This is a genomic window from Sphingomonas sp. LY29 (assembly GCF_035593985.1).
GTDB lineage: Bacteria > Pseudomonadota > Alphaproteobacteria > Sphingomonadales > Sphingomonadaceae > Sphingomicrobium.
Genome location: NZ_CP141587.1, coordinates 1,376,508 through 1,394,822 on the forward strand (window position 1 = coordinate 1,376,508; position 18,315 = coordinate 1,394,822).

18 protein-coding genes are annotated in these 18,315 nt (G+C 66.7%); 14 read left to right on the top strand and 4 right to left on the bottom strand.

Annotated features, from left to right (window positions below):
- Nucleotides 1-2: 2 nt before the first annotated feature.
- On the bottom strand, nucleotides 3-569 hold the full coding sequence (locus tag SH584_RS06930; RefSeq protein WP_322841919.1) for an HNH endonuclease: 567 nt from the start codon (nucleotides 567-569) through the stop codon (nucleotides 3-5).
- Nucleotides 570-755: 186 nt separating this feature from the next.
- Here SH584_RS06930 and gluQRS point away from each other — a divergent pair, with 186 nt between their 5' ends.
- The 8 genes from gluQRS to SH584_RS06970 all read left to right on the top strand — a co-directional run bounded on the left by gluQRS (nucleotide 756) and on the right by SH584_RS06970 (nucleotide 6,489).
- Nucleotides 756-1,595 (top strand): tRNA glutamyl-Q(34) synthetase GluQRS, encoded by an 840-nt coding sequence (gene gluQRS, locus SH584_RS06935; RefSeq protein ID WP_324805817.1) that lies wholly within the window; start codon nucleotides 756-758, stop codon nucleotides 1,593-1,595.
- 12 nt (nucleotides 1,596-1,607) lie between these two features.
- Entirely contained in the window at nucleotides 1,608-1,811 is a 204-nt protein-coding gene (locus tag SH584_RS06940; RefSeq protein ID WP_322841917.1) for an HIG1 domain-containing protein, read from the top strand.
- A gap of 1 nt (nucleotide 1,812) precedes the next feature.
- On the top strand, nucleotides 1,813-2,385 hold the full coding sequence (locus SH584_RS06945; protein ID WP_324809516.1) for a cob(I)yrinic acid a,c-diamide adenosyltransferase: 573 nt from the start codon (nucleotides 1,813-1,815) through the stop codon (nucleotides 2,383-2,385).
- A 47-nt stretch (nucleotides 2,386-2,432) separates the two neighbouring features.
- Nucleotides 2,433-3,662: an ergothioneine biosynthesis protein EgtB gene (gene egtB, locus SH584_RS06950; protein WP_324805820.1), complete on the top strand. Its 1,230-nt coding sequence runs from the start codon at nucleotides 2,433-2,435 to the stop codon at nucleotides 3,660-3,662.
- Entirely contained in the window at nucleotides 3,646-4,605 is a 960-nt protein-coding gene (egtD, locus tag SH584_RS06955; RefSeq protein ID WP_324805822.1) for an L-histidine N(alpha)-methyltransferase, read from the top strand. Before egtB ends, egtD begins: the two co-directional genes overlap by 17 nt.
- A 68-nt stretch (nucleotides 4,606-4,673) precedes the next feature.
- Nucleotides 4,674-4,976, top strand: a complete 303-nt coding sequence (locus SH584_RS06960) for a YggT family protein (RefSeq protein WP_322841914.1) — start codon at nucleotides 4,674-4,676, stop codon at nucleotides 4,974-4,976.
- Nucleotides 4,973-5,857 (top strand): bifunctional methylenetetrahydrofolate dehydrogenase/methenyltetrahydrofolate cyclohydrolase FolD, encoded by an 885-nt coding sequence (gene folD / locus SH584_RS06965; protein WP_324805825.1) that lies wholly within the window; start codon nucleotides 4,973-4,975, stop codon nucleotides 5,855-5,857. Before SH584_RS06960 ends, folD begins: the two co-directional genes overlap by 4 nt.
- Complete coding sequence (locus SH584_RS06970) at nucleotides 5,854-6,489, top strand: MarC family protein (protein WP_324805827.1); 636 nt, start codon at nucleotides 5,854-5,856, stop codon at nucleotides 6,487-6,489. Before folD ends, SH584_RS06970 begins: the two co-directional genes overlap by 4 nt.
- Here the strand turns inward: SH584_RS06970 and SH584_RS06975 are convergent.
- Nucleotides 6,435-8,339, bottom strand: a complete 1,905-nt coding sequence (locus SH584_RS06975) for an AcrB/AcrD/AcrF family protein (protein ID WP_324805829.1) — start codon at nucleotides 8,337-8,339, stop codon at nucleotides 6,435-6,437. The two genes, SH584_RS06970 and SH584_RS06975, sit on opposite strands and share 55 nt — an antisense overlap.
- Nucleotides 8,340-8,393: 54 nt before the next feature.
- Between SH584_RS06975 and SH584_RS06980 the strand changes: the two genes are divergently transcribed.
- Genes SH584_RS06980 through SH584_RS06990 form a run of 3 tightly spaced genes read left to right on the top strand, consistent with a single transcriptional unit; the run spans nucleotide 8,394 to nucleotide 10,491 of the window.
- On the top strand, nucleotides 8,394-8,816 hold the full coding sequence (locus tag SH584_RS06980; RefSeq protein WP_324805830.1) for a GtrA family protein: 423 nt from the start codon (nucleotides 8,394-8,396) through the stop codon (nucleotides 8,814-8,816).
- Nucleotides 8,813-9,760, top strand: a complete 948-nt coding sequence (locus tag SH584_RS06985) for a glycosyltransferase family 2 protein (protein WP_324805831.1) — start codon at nucleotides 8,813-8,815, stop codon at nucleotides 9,758-9,760. The genes SH584_RS06980 and SH584_RS06985 overlap by 4 nt, the downstream gene beginning before the upstream one ends.
- Nucleotides 9,760-10,491: a class I SAM-dependent methyltransferase gene (locus tag SH584_RS06990; protein WP_324805834.1), complete on the top strand. Its 732-nt coding sequence runs from the start codon at nucleotides 9,760-9,762 to the stop codon at nucleotides 10,489-10,491. Before SH584_RS06985 ends, SH584_RS06990 begins: the two co-directional genes overlap by 1 nt.
- Here SH584_RS06990 and SH584_RS06995 read toward each other — a convergent pair.
- Nucleotides 10,427-12,043 (bottom strand): hypothetical protein, encoded by a 1,617-nt coding sequence (locus SH584_RS06995; RefSeq protein WP_324805836.1) that lies wholly within the window; start codon nucleotides 12,041-12,043, stop codon nucleotides 10,427-10,429. The genes SH584_RS06990 and SH584_RS06995 overlap by 65 nt on opposite strands.
- Nucleotides 12,044-13,261: an argininosuccinate synthase gene (locus SH584_RS07000; protein WP_324809517.1), complete on the bottom strand. Its 1,218-nt coding sequence runs from the start codon at nucleotides 13,259-13,261 to the stop codon at nucleotides 12,044-12,046.
- Nucleotides 13,262-13,395: 134 nt separating this feature from the next.
- Here SH584_RS07000 and SH584_RS07005 point away from each other — a divergent pair, with 134 nt between their 5' ends.
- From SH584_RS07005 to SH584_RS07015, 3 genes are all read left to right on the top strand, one after another.
- Entirely contained in the window at nucleotides 13,396-14,055 is a 660-nt protein-coding gene (locus SH584_RS07005; RefSeq protein ID WP_324805838.1) for an EF-hand domain-containing protein, read from the top strand.
- Nucleotides 14,056-14,159: 104 nt separating this feature from the next.
- Nucleotides 14,160-16,217: a S46 family peptidase gene (locus SH584_RS07010; protein WP_324805839.1), complete on the top strand. Its 2,058-nt coding sequence runs from the start codon at nucleotides 14,160-14,162 to the stop codon at nucleotides 16,215-16,217.
- Between the two features lie 63 nt (nucleotides 16,218-16,280).
- Nucleotides 16,281-18,314 carry a S46 family peptidase gene (locus tag SH584_RS07015; protein WP_324805841.1) on the top strand — a complete coding sequence of 678 codons (2,034 nt, stop codon included), beginning with the start codon at nucleotides 16,281-16,283 and terminating at the stop codon, nucleotides 18,312-18,314.
- Nucleotide 18,315: the final 1 nt, after the last annotated feature.

An 18,315-nucleotide genomic window follows, 5' to 3' on the forward strand; every position in this document is an offset into this window, starting at 1 on the left:
GCTTACGGGTCGAGCTCGACGTCCCAGTAGAGATAGTCGCGCCAGCTTTGGTGGAGGAAGTTGGGCGGGAAGCATTTGCCATGCTCCTGCAACTGCCAGCTGGTCGGGCGGATCGGCTCGCGCTCGATATGCATGTGCGCCTGGCGTGGGGTTCGCCCGCCCTTCTTGAGGTTGCACGGCGCACAGGCGGTGGCGACATTCTCCCAGCTGGTCCGGCCACCCTGTGCGCGTGGCACGACATGGTCGAAGGTCAATTCCTTCAAGCTGCCGCAATAGACGCACCGGAAGCGGTCGCGCAGGAACAGATTGAAACGGGTGAATGCCGGATATTCGTTGGGCCGCACGAACTGGCGAAGCGCGATGACCGAGGGCAGCTTGAGCGTCGCCGACGGGCTGTGCACTTCGCGATCGTAATGCGCGACGACGTCAACGCGTTCGAGGAACATCGCCTTGATGGCGGTCTGCCATGGCCACAGCGACAGCGGATAATAGCTGAGCGGGGTATAGTCGGCGTTGAGCACCAGCGCGGGACAACCGTCCGGGTGGCGAATGAGGTCGGCATGGTACACGAGCGCACAGAGCCTTTCGTTCGGTTGCCCGAACGGCTGCTCCCCGGCCCCGTCGCACGCAAGGAGGAGAGGCCATTGCGAGACCGCTTCCCTTGTGACCAGCCGGATGCCAACCCGGCGTGACAGGATGATGAATCGGATATTGCAGTTGCGCGGTCAAGGGGCGTTGGGCGAAATCGAATCGAGATGACAATTACCACCCGCTTCGCGCCGTCGCCGTCAGGGCGACTGCACCTTGGTCACGCGCTGTCGGCCGCGATCGGACGCGCGCGCGGCGACCGCTTCCTGATCCGGATCGAGGACCTCGATCGCGGCCGTTGCCGGCCCGAATTCGTCGACGGGATTTTCGAGGATCTGGCGTGGCTCGGCATCGCGATCGATGGCGATGCGCTCAAGCAATCGGAGCGTATTGCCGACTACGCCGCCGCGCTCGATCGGCTGAAGGAACGCGGGCTCGTCTACCCGTGCTTCTGCACGCGCACCGACATCGCCGCGTCGCTGACCGCCCCGCATGGCGATGCGGGGGCGCATTATCCGGGTACCTGTCGCGGACTGGCCGACGACCCGACACGCCGCGCCTCGACACCGCACAGCTGGCGTCTGGACTCGGCTCGGGCGCTGGCCGAGGTCGGGCTGCACGGGTGGACCGAGGATGACGGCAGCGTTTGGCAAGCATCTCCCGCCGACATTGGCGACGCGATCCTGGCACGCAAGGACGCGCCCGCCTCTTACCACCTCGCCTGCGTCGTCGATGATGCCGCGACCGGCGTGACGCTGGTCGTCCGCGGCGAGGATTTGCGCCCGTCCACCCCCATCCAGCGCTTGCTCCAGATCCTGCTCGGCCTGCCCGAGCCGCGCTACCTGCACCACCCGCTCGTCACGCACGAAGACGGTCGCCGCCTCGCCAAGCGCGACCTCGCCCCTACGCTTGCGGCAATGCGCGAAAAGGGAGTCGACGGGCCGGCCTTGACCGCCGACTTTCTGGCGGGTCGCCTACCCCTAGGATTCCGCCTGTCGAACGCCTAGATAAGGCGCATCATGAACACGCTCCTCATCATTGCCCTCGTGGTCGCCATGGGCGCGACCGGATATGTGCTGGTGCGCGGGGTCATCGCGATGGCCAACGGCAAGGACGCGACCGGTCAGGTCCAGCAGAATTACATGCAGAAACGCGTGCTTTATCAAGGCATCGCGATCGTGCTGGTCGTGCTGATCCTCGCGCTGGCCGGCGGCAGCAACTAAGCTGGTCAAGCTCAACAAGATCTACACCCGGACCGGCGACGAAGGCGAGGCCGGTCTGGTGGATGGCAGCCGCGTCAGCAAGGCCGGCGCGCGCATCGCCGCGATCGGCGAAGTGGACGAGGCCAATAGTGCCATCGGGGTCGCGCTGGCGACGCTCGACGACGGCCAGCTGGCCTCCTTCCTGCGCCGCATCCAGAACGAAATGTTCGACCTTGGCGCCGACATCGCGACCCCGTTCGGCACCGACTTCGAAGAACATGCGCTGCGCATCGTCGGACGGCAGGTCGAGCGGCTTGAAGAAGAGATCGACGCGATGAACGCCGGCCTCGACCCGCTGACCAGCTTCATCCTGCCCGGCGGTTCGGTAGCTGTCGCGGCCCTGCACATTGCCCGTGCCATTGTCCGCCGCGCCGAGCGCGCGGTGGTGGCGCTCATGGCCGAGGAAAAGGTCAATCCGGCGGCGCTGGCCTACATCAATCGCCTGTCCGATCACTTGTTCGTCGCCGCGCGCCACGTCGCGGCAGGCCAGGGCGGCGATGTGCTCTGGCGTCCCGGGGCGACCCGCGACAATTGAGGCAACGATTCCTGAGGCTGTCGGTTATCCTGCCCTAGGGGAGTGACATGGCCCGGTCCGACGAAGCATCCAACGCCAGCTTGAGCGCGCGGCTGACCGCGACGCGTGCGCTGACGCTCGACCTCGCTGCGCCGCTCAGCGACGCCGACGCCACCGTCCAGCCGCATCCCGACGCGTCTCCTGCCAAATGGCATCTTGCCCACACGACATGGTTCTTCGAGACCTTCGTCCTGCGCGACCACGTCTCCGGCCACCGCCTCCACGACGAGCGCTGGCCCTTCCTCTATAACAGCTATTACGAAGGCGAAGGCGAGCGCCATGCCCGGGCGCGGCGCGGCATGATCAGCCGGCCAAGCCTCGACGAGATCCGCGCATGGCGGCACGCGGTCGACGCTTCGCTTGCCGAGGCGCTGCCCACCTTGGCGGCGCCGGCGCTCGAACTGGTCGCACTGGGGATCCAGCACGAGCAGCAGCATCAGGAACTGTTCCTGACGGACATTCTGGCGACCTTCGCCGAAAATCCGCTCGAGCCTGCGTATGGCGATTGGACCCCGGCGACTGACGAAGCGCCGCCGGTCGAATGGCTTCCGGGCCGGGAGGGGATCGTCGAGATCGGGTCCGACGGGCAGGCGTTCGACTTCGATTGCGAACGACCGCGCCACCGGGCGCTGCTCCACCCGCACCTGATCGCCAGCCGCTGCGTCACCAACCAGGAATGGGACGCGTTCGCCGCCGACGGTGGCTATTCGACTCCGTCGCTGTGGCTGAGCGAAGGTTGGGACTGGGTCCAGCGGGAGCACATTGCCAGCCCGCTTTACTGGCACGACGACGGCAGCCACTTCACCCTCGCCGGCCGCCGCGACCGCGATCCGCACGCGCCGGTCGACCATGTCAGCTATTACGAAGCCGACGCCTTCGCCCGCTGGGCGGGTGCCCGCCTGCCGACCGAAACGGAGTGGGAAGACCAGTTCGCCTCGGCCGATCCGACGAGCGGCAATCAGATCGACCGTGCCGGCCCGGTCCTTCCGCGCGCTGGCGGGGGACCGTTCGGCGACGTGTGGCAGTGGACCCAGAGCGCCTACCTTCCCTACCCCGGCTTCGCGCCCGAGGAGGGCACCGTCGGCGAATATAACGGCAAGTTCATGTGCGGACAGTTCGTGCTGAAGGGCGCCAGTTGCGCCACCCCGCGCGGACACAGCCGCGCCACCTATCGCAATTTCTTTCCGCCCGCTGCGCGCTGGCAATTTACGGGATTACGCCTTGCTAAAGACGCCTGAAGCGGTCGATCCGGCCTTCCGTGCCGACGTTCTCGCCGGACTCGCCGAACCGATTCCCTCCATCCCCGCGCGCTGGCTGTACGACCGGCGCGGGTCGGAGCTGTTCGACGATATCACCCGGCTGGACGCTTACTACCCAACCCGCACCGAAACCGCGCTGCTGACCGAGCAGGTCGACGACATCGCGTCCAAGCTGGGGCCCGACACCGCGATCGTCGAATTCGGTTCGGGGAGTTCGACCAAGACCCCGTTGCTGCTGCGCGCTGCCAGGCCCAAGGCCTATGTCCCGATTGACATCAGTGGCGATTATCTGCGCGAAAGCGCGGGGCGGGTCGATCGCGACTTTCCCGGTCTCGCGGTTCATCCGGTCGAGGCCGATTTCACCCGTCCGTTCGACCTTCCAGCCGAGATTGACGGGTTGACCCGCGTCGGCTTCTTCCCCGGATCGACGATCGGCAATTTTGTGCCGCGCAGCGCCACCGACCTGCTGCGCCACTTCCGTGACATCCTCGGCACCGGATCGCGGCTGGTGATCGGCATGGACCGGGTCAAGCCGGTCGACCGGCTGGTTGCGGCTTACGACGACCCCGAAGGCGTAACCGCCGCCTTCAACCGCAACCTGCTCGACCGGATCAATCGCGAATTGGGCGCGGATATTGTCGTCGACGACTTCGTCCACGAAGCGCGCTGGAACGACATGCTTGGGCGGATCGAGATGCATTTGGTCGCCAAGCGGAACACGAGCTTCATGATTGAGGGCCGCCGCTTCGCCTTCACGCAAGGCCAGTCGATTCACACCGAGAACAGCCACAAATATGGCGAACGCGGTGCACGGCTACTCCTGCTCGCCGGCGGATGGACGCCCATTGCCGAGTGGAGCGACGCCGCCGATGACTTCGCGCTAATCGTGGCGGAGGCGCAGCCCAACCGCTTCGCCCCTTAAGCGAACGCCGCCCACCACCCGTCGAAGCGGACATTGTGCGGCGCGGCACGGGCGGCTAAGCGGAATCCATGCTTTTCGCGCTCTTCTCCATCATCGACATGATCCTGCAACTGGTCGTGTGGGTCCTGATTGCCCAGATCATCCTCAGCTGGCTGGTCGCATTCAACGTCATCAACAGCTCGTCGGGCTTCATGCGCACGCTGGTCGACACGCTCGAGCGACTGACCGCGCCGCTGTATCGGCCGATCCGCAAGATCATGCCCGACTTCGGCGGGATCGACTTTTCGCCGATCGTGCTGATCCTCGGCATCCAGATTGTCCGCAAGCTGTTCCAGGGCCTCGCGCTCGAGACCAGCGCGACCCTGATGTGACCGCAAGGGTCATCGACGGAAAGGCGGCCGCGCTCGCGGTGCGCAAGCGCGTCGGTGACGGCGTGGCCGCTTTTCGCGAAACCGTCGGCCGCGCGCCGGGGCTGGCCGTGGTGCTGGTCGGCGACGACCCCGCCTCGTCGGTCTATGTCCGCTCCAAGGGCAAGGCCACCCTTGAAGCCGGAATGGAGAGCATCGAGCACCGCCTTTCCGCCGATACGAAGCAAGAAGATCTTCTGGCGCTGGTCGAGCAACTCAACAGTGACCCGACGGTCGACGGAATTCTCGTCCAGCTGCCGCTACCGTCACAGATCGACGCCGACCGCGTCATTGCCGCGATCGATCCGACCAAGGATGTCGACGGCTTCCATGTCGAAAATGCCGGACGGCTGGCGCTCGGGGCGGAAGCGATGGTGCCCTGCACCCCGCTCGGTTGCCTCCACCTGCTCAAGGCAACGCTCGGCGACCTGACCGGCCTCGATGCGGTCGTGGTCGGACGGTCGAATATCGTCGGCAAGCCGATGGCGATGCTCTTGCTGGGCGAAAGCTGCACCGTCACCATTGCCCACAGCCGTACGCGCGACCTGCCCGACCTGTGCCGCCGCGCCGACATCCTCGTCGTGGCCGTCGGCCGGCCCGAGATGATCCGCGGCGACTGGATCAAGCCGGGCGCGACCGTGATCGACGTTGGCATCAATCGCCTGCCTGCCGACGACGGCAAGGGCCGGCTGGTCGGCGACGTTGCCTATGCCGAGGCGGTCGAGGTCGCGGGGGCAATCACCCCAGTGCCGGGCGGGGTCGGGCCGATGACCATCGCCATGCTGCTTCGCAACACCCTCGTCGCCGCGCACCGTCGCGCGGGCCTGCAGGATCCCGCGCTGTGATCGAACTGTTCACCTCCGCCTTCATCACGCTGGCGGTGATCATCGATCCGCCCGGCTGCGCGCCGATCTTCGCGTCGCTGACCAGCGGCACCGACGCCGCCCATCGCCGCAAGATGGCGATCCGCTCGGTCGTCGTCGCCTGGTGCATCCTGATCTTCTTCGCGCTGCTCGGCGAAGCGCTGCTCGAGACGCTGGGGATCAGCCTGTCGGCATTCCGCCTCGCCGGCGGCATCATGCTGTTCATGATCGCGCTCGACATGGTGTTCGAGAAGCGCACCGAACGCCGCGAGGAGCGCGCCAAGGAAATCGAAGGCACGCCCGAGGCCGAGGACATCAGCGTCTTCCCGATGGCAATCCCGATGATCGCCGGCCCGGGTTCGATCGCTACCGTGATGCTGCTGAGCGCGCGGGCTCAGGGCACGCTCGAAGGCGTCGTCGTCTTCTCGGCGATGACGCTTGTGCTGCTGCTCACGCTGCTCGCGCTACTGGCCGCCGGACCGCTGATGAAGCTGATCGGCGCCAAGCTGGAAGCGATGATCACCCGGATTCTTGGCGTCATCCTTGCCGCGCTGGCGACTCAGTTCGTGCTCGACGGGCTTGAACGCAGCCTGCCGGGGCTCGCCGCTTCCTGACCCGGCGCGGTGCGGACGACGCGCCACATCTTCAGCGGGCTGTCCTTGCCGAGGTCGATCGGCTCCAGCCATGACGGCACCCGCCCCTTGATCAACTGCGCGTAGAAGCCCTTCGGCGTCTCGCCGGTGAAAATGGTCGCGGTCGACATGTTCGGACAGACCAGCAGATAGTCGCTGCCATAAGCCATGATCGTCGCACGCGCATTCGCCTCAGTCCCGCGAAAGGCTTTCATCACATCGGAGATCGCCTGGTCGTTGCGGTGGTAGGGTCCGCCGATCGTGTCATGGTGCGTCGCCACGATCAGGCGCGGCCCAAGGTCGATGAAGGTGAAGACGACGCCCTTCGGCTGCCTCTGCACCGGCGCCAGCGCGGCGAGCGACGGGCAACGGCGATTGGCGGTGGCGACGGCGACGCTGTACTTGCCCTTTTGCTCGGGTGGCACGAACTGAAGCACGAGCGGCACGATGGCGCCAAGCGAGCCGAGGACGACCAGGATTGCCAGCGCATGCTTCCACAATTTGGGCGAATCCAGCCAGGGCTTGGCGAGCAACACCGCCAGCGCCGCCGCGGCCGGAAGCGCCAGCAACTGCGCCGATGGCGCGGCGCGGGTCTGCCAGAACAGGAGGCCGAAGGCGGCGAGCGCGGGCAGCATCACCGCAACGGTCCGCAGCAATAGGTCGCGACCCTCGTCGCCCATCCGCCACGCGCGCCACAGCAGCAGTGCCCAGCCGAACAAGGCGATCACCGGCAGCGCGAGCATCGTCGCACCCTGCCGCCAGCCGTGGCGATAGAAGGGCCGCGCCTCGCGGACGTTGTCTAGCCACAGCGCCGTCGCTTCCGCCGACACACCCTCGAGTCGCTCAAGGCAGTTCGGCCAGGCGATGACGTGGAACGCCGCCACGATCGCGCCGGCGAGCACGGCCAGTCCCAGCCGCACCGTCCAGCGCTCGACCTTGAGCCGACTGAGCGCGAGCATCACTGCGCCGCCGACCGCCGCATCGGCCAGCCACACCGGCGACAGCGCGTCGCAGACCGGCAGGCGGTTGGCGTTGGATGCGAACAGCAGGAAGCCGAGCCCGGTGCTCGCCACGAGCGCGCCTGCATAAGCGGCGAGGCGCCGCTTCTGGCCGGCGTCGGCGACCCAGATCAGCACCGCCGCGCCGCCGAGCAGCGCGAGGTAAATCATCATTTCCAGGCCGATCGCGAGCGAAACACCTGTCGCAATGCCCATCGTCGCGCCGCCGCGTGCGCGCCGCGGGTCGGCCATGCCCGCGACCGCGATCGCCAGCATCGCCAATTGCCACCCGTGATGGTCGATCCGAAGCGGCGAAAACATGTTGATCGTCGAAAAGGCGCACAGCAGCGCGATCAGCGGCAACGGCCATGCCTTCGGGCCAACCAGTCGCCGCATCGTCAGCGCCAGCGCGAACATCGTCGGCAACAGCGGCAGCAGTGGCGCCACCGCGGCGGCGATGCGTTCGGCATCGGCGCCGCCGACAATCGGCTTCATCAGCAGGATGATCGCCGCGATCGGCAGGTCGACGATCCGCGACCAGTGGATGTTCGCGCCGCCATGGACGGGGTCGAAGCGATGTTGGGTGAGGTCGAACCAACCCTGCCCGCCAAGCAGCGCCCGCACCTGCGCCATGCGCAGATTGTCGTCGGTGTCCCCCAGCATGAAGAAGTGGATCTGGTTGGTGCGTGAGTAGAGGATGTAGGCGGCGTAGAGCAGCCACATGCCGACGATCGCGAGGCGCCAATGATCGAAGAACAGGCGGTCGGCACGCTGCACGAACGCCGGGGTCTTGCTGCTATCCTGCTCGTCCACGCCCGTTCCCCGCCCCGTCATTCCCCGATAAATCTTGGATTGTGTCCTAGCGGCAAGCGACTAGAGAGCAAGCCGATGATCTCGTCGGCGCTCCAATCGATCGATCCCGACCGCCGCGCGGTGCTGGTGCAGATGATCCGCTATGCGCTCGCGGGCTTCGCGATCACCGTCCTCGTCGCCGCGAGCTATTGGGCGATCACCGAATTTTTCGGGCTCGACCCGATGATCAGCTTCACCATCGTCTTCCTGTTCTTCTCCGCGGTCAGCTACGTCACGCACGGACTGTTCAGCTTTCAGGGACACGGCACCCGCGATCGCCACCATGTCCGCTTGGGGCGTTTCCTGCTGGTCAACGTGCTGGGCTATCTCGTGAACCAGGGCTTCATTTGGCTACTCGTGAAGCAGCTTGACGGACCGACCTGGTGGCCGACGCTGCCGATGCTGTTCGTCACGCCGCTCTTGACCTTCGCGCTGCATCGCCGCTTCGTCTATTCATGAGCCCGCTCGAACTCACCCTGGTGGTCCCGGTCAAGGACGAGGAAGCCGCGATCGGCCAGTTCCTCACGCGCGTCATTCCCGTGCTCGAGGGTGTCGCCGATCCGGCCGCGCAGAGCTTCGAAATCCTGTTCATTGACGACGGCAGCAGCGACACCACGCTGGAAGTCATCCGCAAGGCGCACGCCGCCGACCCGCGCGTCCGCGGCCTGTCGCTGTCGCGCAATTTCGGCAAGGAGGCCGCGCTGTCGGCCGGCCTCGACGCGTCGCGCGGAAAGTCGGTCGTCCCGCTCGACGTCGACCTGCAGGATCCGCCCGACGTCCTGCCGGCGATGATCGCCAAGTGGCGCGAAGGCTATGACGTCGTCTACGGCGTGCGCGACAATCGCGAGACCGACACGCTGCCCAAACGACTGACCGCCGACCTCTATTATCGCGCGCACAATTGGCTGAGCCAGGACAAAATCCCCGAGCATGCCGGCGACTTCCGCCTGCTCGACCGGCGCGTGGTCGACGTCATCCGCGCGATGCCCGAGCGCAACCGCTTCATGAAGGGCCTGTTCGCCTGGGCCGGCTTCCGGCAGGCTGCGGTCAGCTATCACCGCGAAGAGCGCAAGGTCGGCAAGACCAAGTATAATTATTGGAAGCTGTGGACGCTGGCGATCGACGGGATCACCTCGGCCTCGACCGTGCCGCTGCGCATCTGGAGCTATCTCGGTGCCTTCGTCGCACTCGGCGCGCTCGGCTATGCGGTGTTCATCGTCATCCGCACGCTGATGTCGGGGGTCGACCTGCCCGGCTATGCGTCGATGATGGTCGCCGTGCTCTTCCTCGGCGGACTGCAACTGCTCTCGCTCGGCGTGCTCGGCGAATATGTCGGCCGTATCCTGATCGAGACCAAGGGACGCCCGCTCTACGTGGTGCGCGAAAAGATCGGGGCCGACTGATGGAACGCAAGGTTTTTGACCAGATGGCAAAGCTGGACAGCAGCCATTGGTGGTTCACCGCGCGGCGGCGGATCCTCGATGCGATCATCGAGCGCGTCGTCCGTCCGCCCGCCAACGCGCGCATTCTCGAGCTTGGCGCGGGCACCGGCCACAACCTGTCGATGCTGACCCGCTTCGGCACCGTCGAAGCCAGCGAGCTCGACGACGTGGCGCGCGAGCTGGCGTCGGAACGGCTTGGTCGTCCGGTGCTCAAGGCCGCGCTGCCCGACCTGTCGATGTTCCCGGAGAGCAGCTACGACCTGATCGCGCTGCTCGACGTGCTGGAGCATGTCCAGGACGACAAGGCATCGCTTGCCAGCATCCTGACCCGCCTGAAGCCCGGCGGCGCACTGCTGGTCACCGTGCCCGCCAATCCGTGGATGTGGAGCGCGCACGACGTCGTCCATCACCATCACCGCCGCTATCGCAAGTCGGAGATCGAAACGCTGGCACGCGACGCTGGCTACAGGATCGAGCTGCTGTCGCCGTTCAACAGCCTGCTGTTCCCGCCGATCGCGGCGGCGCGGCTGATTGGCCAGATGCGCAAGGACCAGAGCAGCGACGACGCCATGCCCGGCGCGTTCGTCAACAAGACGCTCGACACCATCTTCGGCCTGGAGAAATCGCTTATCGGGCGGGTGCCGATGCCGTTCGGCGTGTCGCTGGTCGCGGTGCTTCGCCGGCCTTCCTGAGCAGGATCGCGCCGGGAGCTGCATAGATCGGCTCCCACCCGGCGACCCAGTCTCGCGGGATTGGGCGCATGTCGAGCAGCCACAAATAATCGAACGCCTGGCGCGGCAGCGCCGTCATCGCGCGCTGCATCGACCACCCCTCATGCCGGCAGTCGGGATCGCGGACGATCTGCGACGGATCGCGCTGAAACCACTGCGCCGCCGGATAATGGACGGTCAGCATGCTCGACCCCGCCATCGGCCAATGGTCGTTGGTGTAGGCGTTGCGACGCACACCCGCGAGCGCACCGAGATGGTCGGACCGGCGCAGCGCCCACGCCTCGCAGCGATCCCACACCAGTACCGCGACCCGCGATCCGCGCTCGACCTGCTCCAGCGCCTTCAACTGTCCGTCCTGGCGAGCACCGGCGATGCCCATGCTGGCGGTGTTGCCGACGACCCGGACCAGCATGAAGCCGACCGCCGCGACCGCGAGCCACGTCGCCAGCGGAAACTTCGTCTCGGCCTTGAAGCGGATCGCCAGGATGAAGATCGCCACCGCATAGGGCACCAGCCGCATGTCGGCATAGGCCGACCCGAACACGACGCGCGGCAGCAGGACGTAGGTCAGCGCGAGCACGAGCCCGGAAAAGGCGAGGTTGCGCGAGAGCGTGAGGCGCGGGTGGATCAGCGCGAACAGCGGCACCGCAAGCGCGATGAACGCCGAGGCGACGTCGAACCACTCCCATCGGTCGCGGAACATGCGCAGCAGATATTCCCACTTGAACGCCCAGTCGAACCAGCGGTGCGTCGCGCCGCCTCCCGCCTCGCTCCGCCAGAGCAGGATCAGCAGCAGCGGCAACGCTAGCGCCGCCGCGTGATAGGCCGCCCGGAGCGCCGACAGCCACCACGACCGACCGCGGTCATGCTGACGCACCGCTTCGGCCGAAAAGCACAGCAGGCCCAGCGTTCCCCAGCCGAAGGTGTGGGCAAAGAAGATGACGACGCTGATCGGTACGAACAGGATGGCGCGCAGCCGGATCTTGCCGAGCCGGCCCAGCCGCAGCCACAGCCCGAACGCCAGCATCGCCAGCGCCATCGACAGCGCGAAATTGACGAAGCCGAACATGAACGGGTGACCGAAGGCCAGCGGCAGCGCGAAGGCGACCGTCGGCGGCAGGCGATTGTGAACCTCGCGTGCCACCCACAGCATCCCTGCCACGGTCAGCGGCGGGATCGACATCACCACCAGCTTGGTCGCGGGCTCGATCCCGATCAGCTTGGCGAGCGGGACGACCAGCAGGTCGACCCCAAGATTTCCGATCGGCAGCCAGCGGAAGCTGAACCATTGGCTGAGGATCGGACTGTCGGCGGCGTCGATCGCCATCTTGAACCGACCCATGTGCCCGCCAAGGTCGACCAGCGGCGGAATCGTCGGCCACAGCAGCGGCACGAACGCCAACAGGATCATCGCAACGACGAAGGGCCGGCCCTCCCACCACGGGCGCGGCGCTCCCTTAGGCAGGGCGGCGGGCGCGGCCTCGTGGGCGATGAATTCCGGTTTGGCGATCACCTAGGCGTCGCGGCGCCCCAGCAGGCGAAGGCGGAGGGCGTTGAGCTTGATGAAGCCTTCGGCATCGCGCTGGTCGTAGGCGCCGGCGTCGTCTTCGAAGGTGACAACCTTTTCGCTGTAGAGGCTGTTGGGCGAACGGCGGCCGGTAATGTGGAGTCCGCCCTTGTAGAGTTTCATCCGCACTTCGCCGTCGACCTTGGCTTGGCTAAGGTCGATCGCGGCCTGCAGCATCTGCCGTTCGGGGCTGAACCAGAAGCCGTTGTACACCAGCTCGGCATAGCGCGGCATCAACTCGTCCTTGAGGTGCGCTGCGCCGCGGTCGAGCGTCAGCTGCTCGATCGCGCGATGGGCGGCATGGTAGATGGTGCCGCCCGGCGTTTCGTACATTCCGCGGCTCTTCATGCCGACGAAGCGGTTCTCGACCAGGTCGAGGCGGCCGATCGAGTGGCGCTTGCCGAGCTCGTTGAGCTTGGCCAGCAGCGGCGCCGGATCGAGCGCCTCACCGTTGACCGCGACCGCATCGCCGGCCTTGAACTGGATCGTCACTTCCTCGGGCGTGTCGGGCGCCGCGACCAGATCGTCGGTGCGCGAGTAGACATAGGGCGGCACTTCCTCCCACGGGTCCTCGAGCACCTTGCCCTCGCTCGACGTGTGCAGGAGATTCGCGTCAGTCGAGAAGGGGCTTTCGCCGCGCTTGTCCTTTGGCACCGGGATCTGGTTCTTTTCGGCGAACTCGATCAGTGCGGTGCGGCTGGTCAGGTCCCACTCGCGCCACGGGGCGATGACCTTGATGTCGGGCGCGAGTGCATAATAGCCAAGTTCGAAGCGGACCTGGTCGTTGCCCTTGCCCGTCGCGCCATGGCTGACCGCGTCGGCGCCGGTCTCGCGCGCGATCTCGACCTGGCGCTTGGCGATCAGCGGCCGCGCGATCGAGGTGCCGAGCAGGTACAAACCCTCGTAGAGCGCATTGGCGCGCATCATCGGGAAGACATAGTCCGCGACGAACTCGTGCCGCAGGTCGTCGATGTAGATATGCTCGGACTTCACGCCCATCAGCTCGGCTTTGTGCCGCGCCGGCCCGAGCTCCTCGCCCTGGCCAAGATCGGCGGTAAAGGTCACCACTTCGCAGCCGTAGGTCTGCTGGAGCCATTTCAGGATCACGCTGGTATCGAGCCCGCCCGAATAGGCGAGGACGACGCGGTTGATCCGATCGGTCATGGTGCGCACTTCCTTCTTGTGGCGAGCGCCCTCTGGGACGCCGGCGCGCTCTGCCACCATGCCCCCCGGCGTTCAAGCGCCATACAGCTATATGGCGGTAGTCCGGTTCAGCTTTTCTTGAGAGGAATCGGGACATGAGGAAGTTTCTGATCGGCGTCGCGGGCGTTGCCGTCACCGCCGCCACGATTGCCGCCGCACAGCCGGCGCCGATGACCCAGCCCGCGCCTCAGCCGGGCCAGCGGATGGCCAAGATCATGACGCGCGGCGAAGTCCAGACGATGGTCCGCACGCAATTTGCCAGGCTCGATGCCAACCGCGACGGGTCGATCACCACCGAGGAAACGACCGCCATTCGTGAGCGCGTCGCCCAGCGCGGCAATCGTGCCCCAGGCGGCCAGCGCATGGAGCGCCGTGTGCGCGTCAATGCCGATCCTGCTGCCGCGTTCGACCGCCTCGATTTGAACAAGGACGGATCGATCAGCCGCGACGAATTTGCTGCCGGCCGCCAGGTTCGGGTCGAGCGCAGGGTCGTTCGCAACGGGCAGGCTCCCGCTGCCGGTCGACGCGCGATGCGGATGAACCGCGGCGGCGGTGGCGGAATGGGCGGCGCTCGGATGATCGGGATGGCCGACACCAACCGCGACGGCCGCATCACGCTGGCCGAGGCCGAGACAATGGCGCTCCGCCATTTCGACACGATGGATGCCAACCGCGACGGACAGGTGACGCCCGAAGAGCGTCGTGCGGGCCGTGGGATGATGAAGCAATGGAGGCAGGCGCCGACTGCCGGTTGATCCCCTTTTCCCGACAGTGCGCTTGAGAAGGGCCCGGACGAGCAACCGCTTGCGCCGGGCCCTTTTTCGTGCAGTTTGCGCGCCATCAGGAGGAGTCCCCCAACATGTTTTCCAAGCCCCGTCCGTCGCGCATCGCCCTATTCCTGGTGAGCGCATCCCTGCCGCTTTCCGCCGCTAGCGCCGACGAGGGCATGTGGACCTTCGACGCCTTTCCCGCCGCGCGGATGAAGGCGGCGTACGGATGGGCGCCCGACCAGGCGTGGCTCGACCGCACCCGCGCCGCCGCGGTTCGCCTGACCGGCGGCTGCTCGGCCAGCTTCGTGTCGGCCACCGGGCTGATCCTGACCAACCACCACTGCGTCGCGACCTGCCTCGAAGAAAATTCGACCGCGGCCGACAACATCCTCGCCAACGGCTTCACGGCCCGCACGCGTGAGCAGGAGCGCAAGTGCGCCGGCCAGCAGGCGGAGGTCGTCACTTCGATCCGCGACGTGACGCAGCAGGTGCGCGGCGGAGTCGGCAATGCCAAGGGCGAGGCCGCGGTCCGTGCCCGCGCCGCGCTCATCGCCACGATCGAAAAGGCGGGCTGCCCCGACACCGCCACGACGCGCTGCCAGGTCGTCGGCCTCTACGGCGGGGGCCAGTACAAGCTCTACACCTATCGCAAATATTCGGACGTCCGCATCTCTTGGGCGCCCGAGGCGCAGGCCGCTCAGTTCGGCGGCGACCCCGACAACTTCAACTTCCCGCGCTACTCGATGGATGCGGCCTTCCTGCGTGCTTACGAGAACGGCCGTCCGGTCGCGACCCCGCAGCACCTGGTCTGGGACCCGCGTGCGCCGGTCGATGGCGAGGCGACCTTCGTCGTCGGCAACCCCGGATCGACCGCCCGCCTGCAGACCCAGGCACAGCTCGCCTTCCAGCGCGAAGTCGCGTTGCCGATCACCCTGTCGACGCTGTCCGAGCTTCGCGGGCGCCTGATCGCCGCCATGGCGCAGAGCCCCGAGCGCAAGCGCGAGGGCGCGGAAACGCTCGGCGGGATCGAGAACAGCCTCAAGGTCCAGATCGGCCGCGTGAAGGCGCTCAACGACCCCGCGTTCACGTCGAAGCTTGCCGCGACCGAGGCCGACCTCAAGCGCCGCAGCGCCGGCAATGCCGCGATTGGCGATCCGTGGGCCGACGTCAGCCAGGCGGTGACCGCCTATCGCGACCTCTACCTCCCGTACCGCTTCGTGTCGCCGGGCGGCGACCTGTTCGCTTATGCGCAGACGCTGGTCCGCGCCGCCGAGGAACGCGGTAAGCCCAATGGCGAGCGGCTCCCCGGCTTCAGCGACAGTGCGCTGCCGCTGGTCGAGAAGCAGTTGCTCGACGCACGCCCAGTCACCCCGTGGCTGGACCAGCTTCAGCTTGAATGGTCGTTGTCGAAGGCACGCGAATATCTGGGCGCGGACTCGCCCGACACGAAGCTGCTGCTCGGCCGCGAATCGCCCGAGGCGCTGGCGGCGCGGCTCGTCGCGGGTACGCGTTTGGCCGACCCGGCCTATCGCAAGCAATTGTTCGACGGCGGCCGCCGCGCGATCGAGGCGTCGAAGGACCCGATGATCGTCTATGCCCGCCGCATCGACGACCGCGATCGCCAGCTCCAGAAGCTGGTCGACGAACGCTACAGCGCCCCGCTGACCGCCGCGGGCGCACGCCTGTCGGACGCCCGCTTCGCGGCCTATGGCGACAGCGTCTATCCCGACGCGACCTTCACGCTGCGCATCAGCTACGGCAAGGTCGAAGGCTGGCGCGAGAATGGGCGCAACGTCCCGACGCGCACGGTCATGGGCGGCACCTTCGATCGTGCCACCGGCGCCGACCCGTTTGACCTTCCCAAGGGGTTCGAAGCCAACGCCCGCCGGATCGATCGTCGCGCAACCTATGATTTCGTGACCACCAACGACATCATCGGCGGCAATTCGGGATCGCCCGTGATCGACCGTCGCGGCCGCGTGATCGGCGCCGCGTTCGACGGCAACATTCACAGCCTTGGCGGCAACTACGGCTATGACGGTACGCTCAACCGCACCGTCGTCGTGTCGACCGACGCGGTGCAGGAAGCCCTGGAGAAGATCTACCCGGCGCCAAACCTCGTCGCCGAACTGCGCGGCGGCCGCTAAGCCACGGCATTGCGGGTCCGGCGCCGGTCGCCGGACCCGCTCTTCATTGTGACGGAGTTTCCCATGTCGCGTCTTGCCCTGTTCCTCGCCGGAATCTCGCTCCCGCTCGCCGCCGCAAAGGCTGACGAGGGCATGTGGACCTTCGATGCCTTTCCCGCCGCCAAGTTCCGCGACGCATACGGCTGGTCGCCCGACCAGGCATGGCTCGACCGCGTGCGGCTCGCCTCGGTCAAGGTCGCGGGCTGCTCGTCGGCATTCGTGTCGTCCAACGGGCTGCTGCTGACCAATCACCATTGCGCAGTGTCCTGCCTCCAGGACGTCTCGGACAAGGGCAACGACTTCCTCGCCAACGGCTTCACTGCCCGCGCGACCGCGCAGGAAAAGATGTGCCCCGGCATGCAGGCCGAAGTTGTAACCGCGATCCGCGACGTGACCGGCGACGTCAAAAGCGCGATCGGCGGCGCGACCGGCGAAGCGGCGGTGAAGGCGCGCAACGCCGCCATCGCGGCGATCGAGAAAGCAGGCTGCGCCGATACCAAGACCACGCGCTGCCAAGTCGTCACGCTCTACGGCGGCGGCCAGTACAAGCTCTACACCAACCGCAAATATTCGGACGTGCGACTGGTCTGGGCGCCCGAGGCGGCGGCGCAGACCTTTGGCGGCGATCCCGACAATTACAATTTCCCGCGTTACGCGCTCGATGCCTCGTTCCTGCGTGCCTATGAGAATGGTCGCCCGGTCGCGACGCCCAACCATTTGAAATGGACCGCGCGCGAGCCCAAGGCGGGCGAGCAGATCTTCGTCGTCGGCTATCCCGGCCAGACCGAGCGGATGCTGACGCTGAGCCAGTTCGCCTTCCAGCGCGAGGTCAACCTGCCGATCGAACTCGCCATCAACAGCGAGCTTCGCGGCCGCCTGATCGAGGCGATGGGCCAAAGCCCCGACAAGGCGCGCGAAGGCGAAGTCGCGTTGTTCGGGATCGAGAACAACCTCAAGCGCACCATCGGCCGCACCCGTGCGCTCGGCGATCCCGCTTTCTCCGCGATGCTGGCGCGCAACGAGGCCGAGTTGAAGCAGCGCAGCGCCGGCAATGCCGCGATCGGCGATCCCTGGGGAGAGATCGACAAGGCCGTCGCCGCGCTGCGCACGATCGACACCGAGCGTCGCTTCTCGCGGCCGTCGGGCGACCTCATGTCCTACGCCATCCGCCTGGTCCGCGCGGGCGAGGAGCGCGCCAAGCCAAACGGCGAGCGACTGCCCGGCTACAATGACAGCGCGCTGCCGCTGCTCGAAAAGCAGCTGACCGACGCGCGGCCGACCTATCCGTGGCTGGAGAAGCTTCGGGTTGAATGGTCGCTGCTGAAGGCGCGCGAATATCTCGGCGCCGACCATGCGCAGACCCGTCTGCTGATCGGCAAGGAATCGCCCAAGGGCATCGCCGAACGCCTCGTGTCGGGGACGCGGCTGGGCGACGCCGCGGTGCGCAAGGCACTGTGGGACGGCGGCGCGGCGGCCATTGCCGCCTCGACCGACCCCATGATCGTCTACGCTCGCGCGATCGATGCCAATGACCGGCGCCTGCAAAAGGCTTATGACGAGCGCGTCGACGGCCCGCTCACCGCCGCGCGCGCCAAGCTCGCCGACGCTCGCTTCGCCGCTTTCGGTGCCTCGAGCTATCCCGATGCGACCGGAACGCTGCGCATCACCTACGGCAAGGTCGGCGGCTGGACCGAGAATGGCGCGACGACCGATTATCGCACGCGCTGGGCAGGCGCGTTCGACCGCGCGACCGGCTCCGAGCCGTTCAAGCTGGCGCCCGCGATTCTCGCCAACAAGGGCAAGCTCAATTTCGATGGCACGCTCGACTTCATCTACGCCGCTGACACGATCGGTGGAAATTCGGGGTCGCCGGTGATCGATCGCAACGCCAACATCATCGGCGCCAATTTCGACCGCAACCTGCCGGGCCTTCGTAACGATTATGCCTATGATCTGACGATGGCACGCTCGATCGCGGTGTCGACCGCGGCGATCGAACAGGCGCTGACCAAGGTTTATCCGGCGCCCGAGCTTCTGGCCGAGCTCAAGCGCAAGTGAG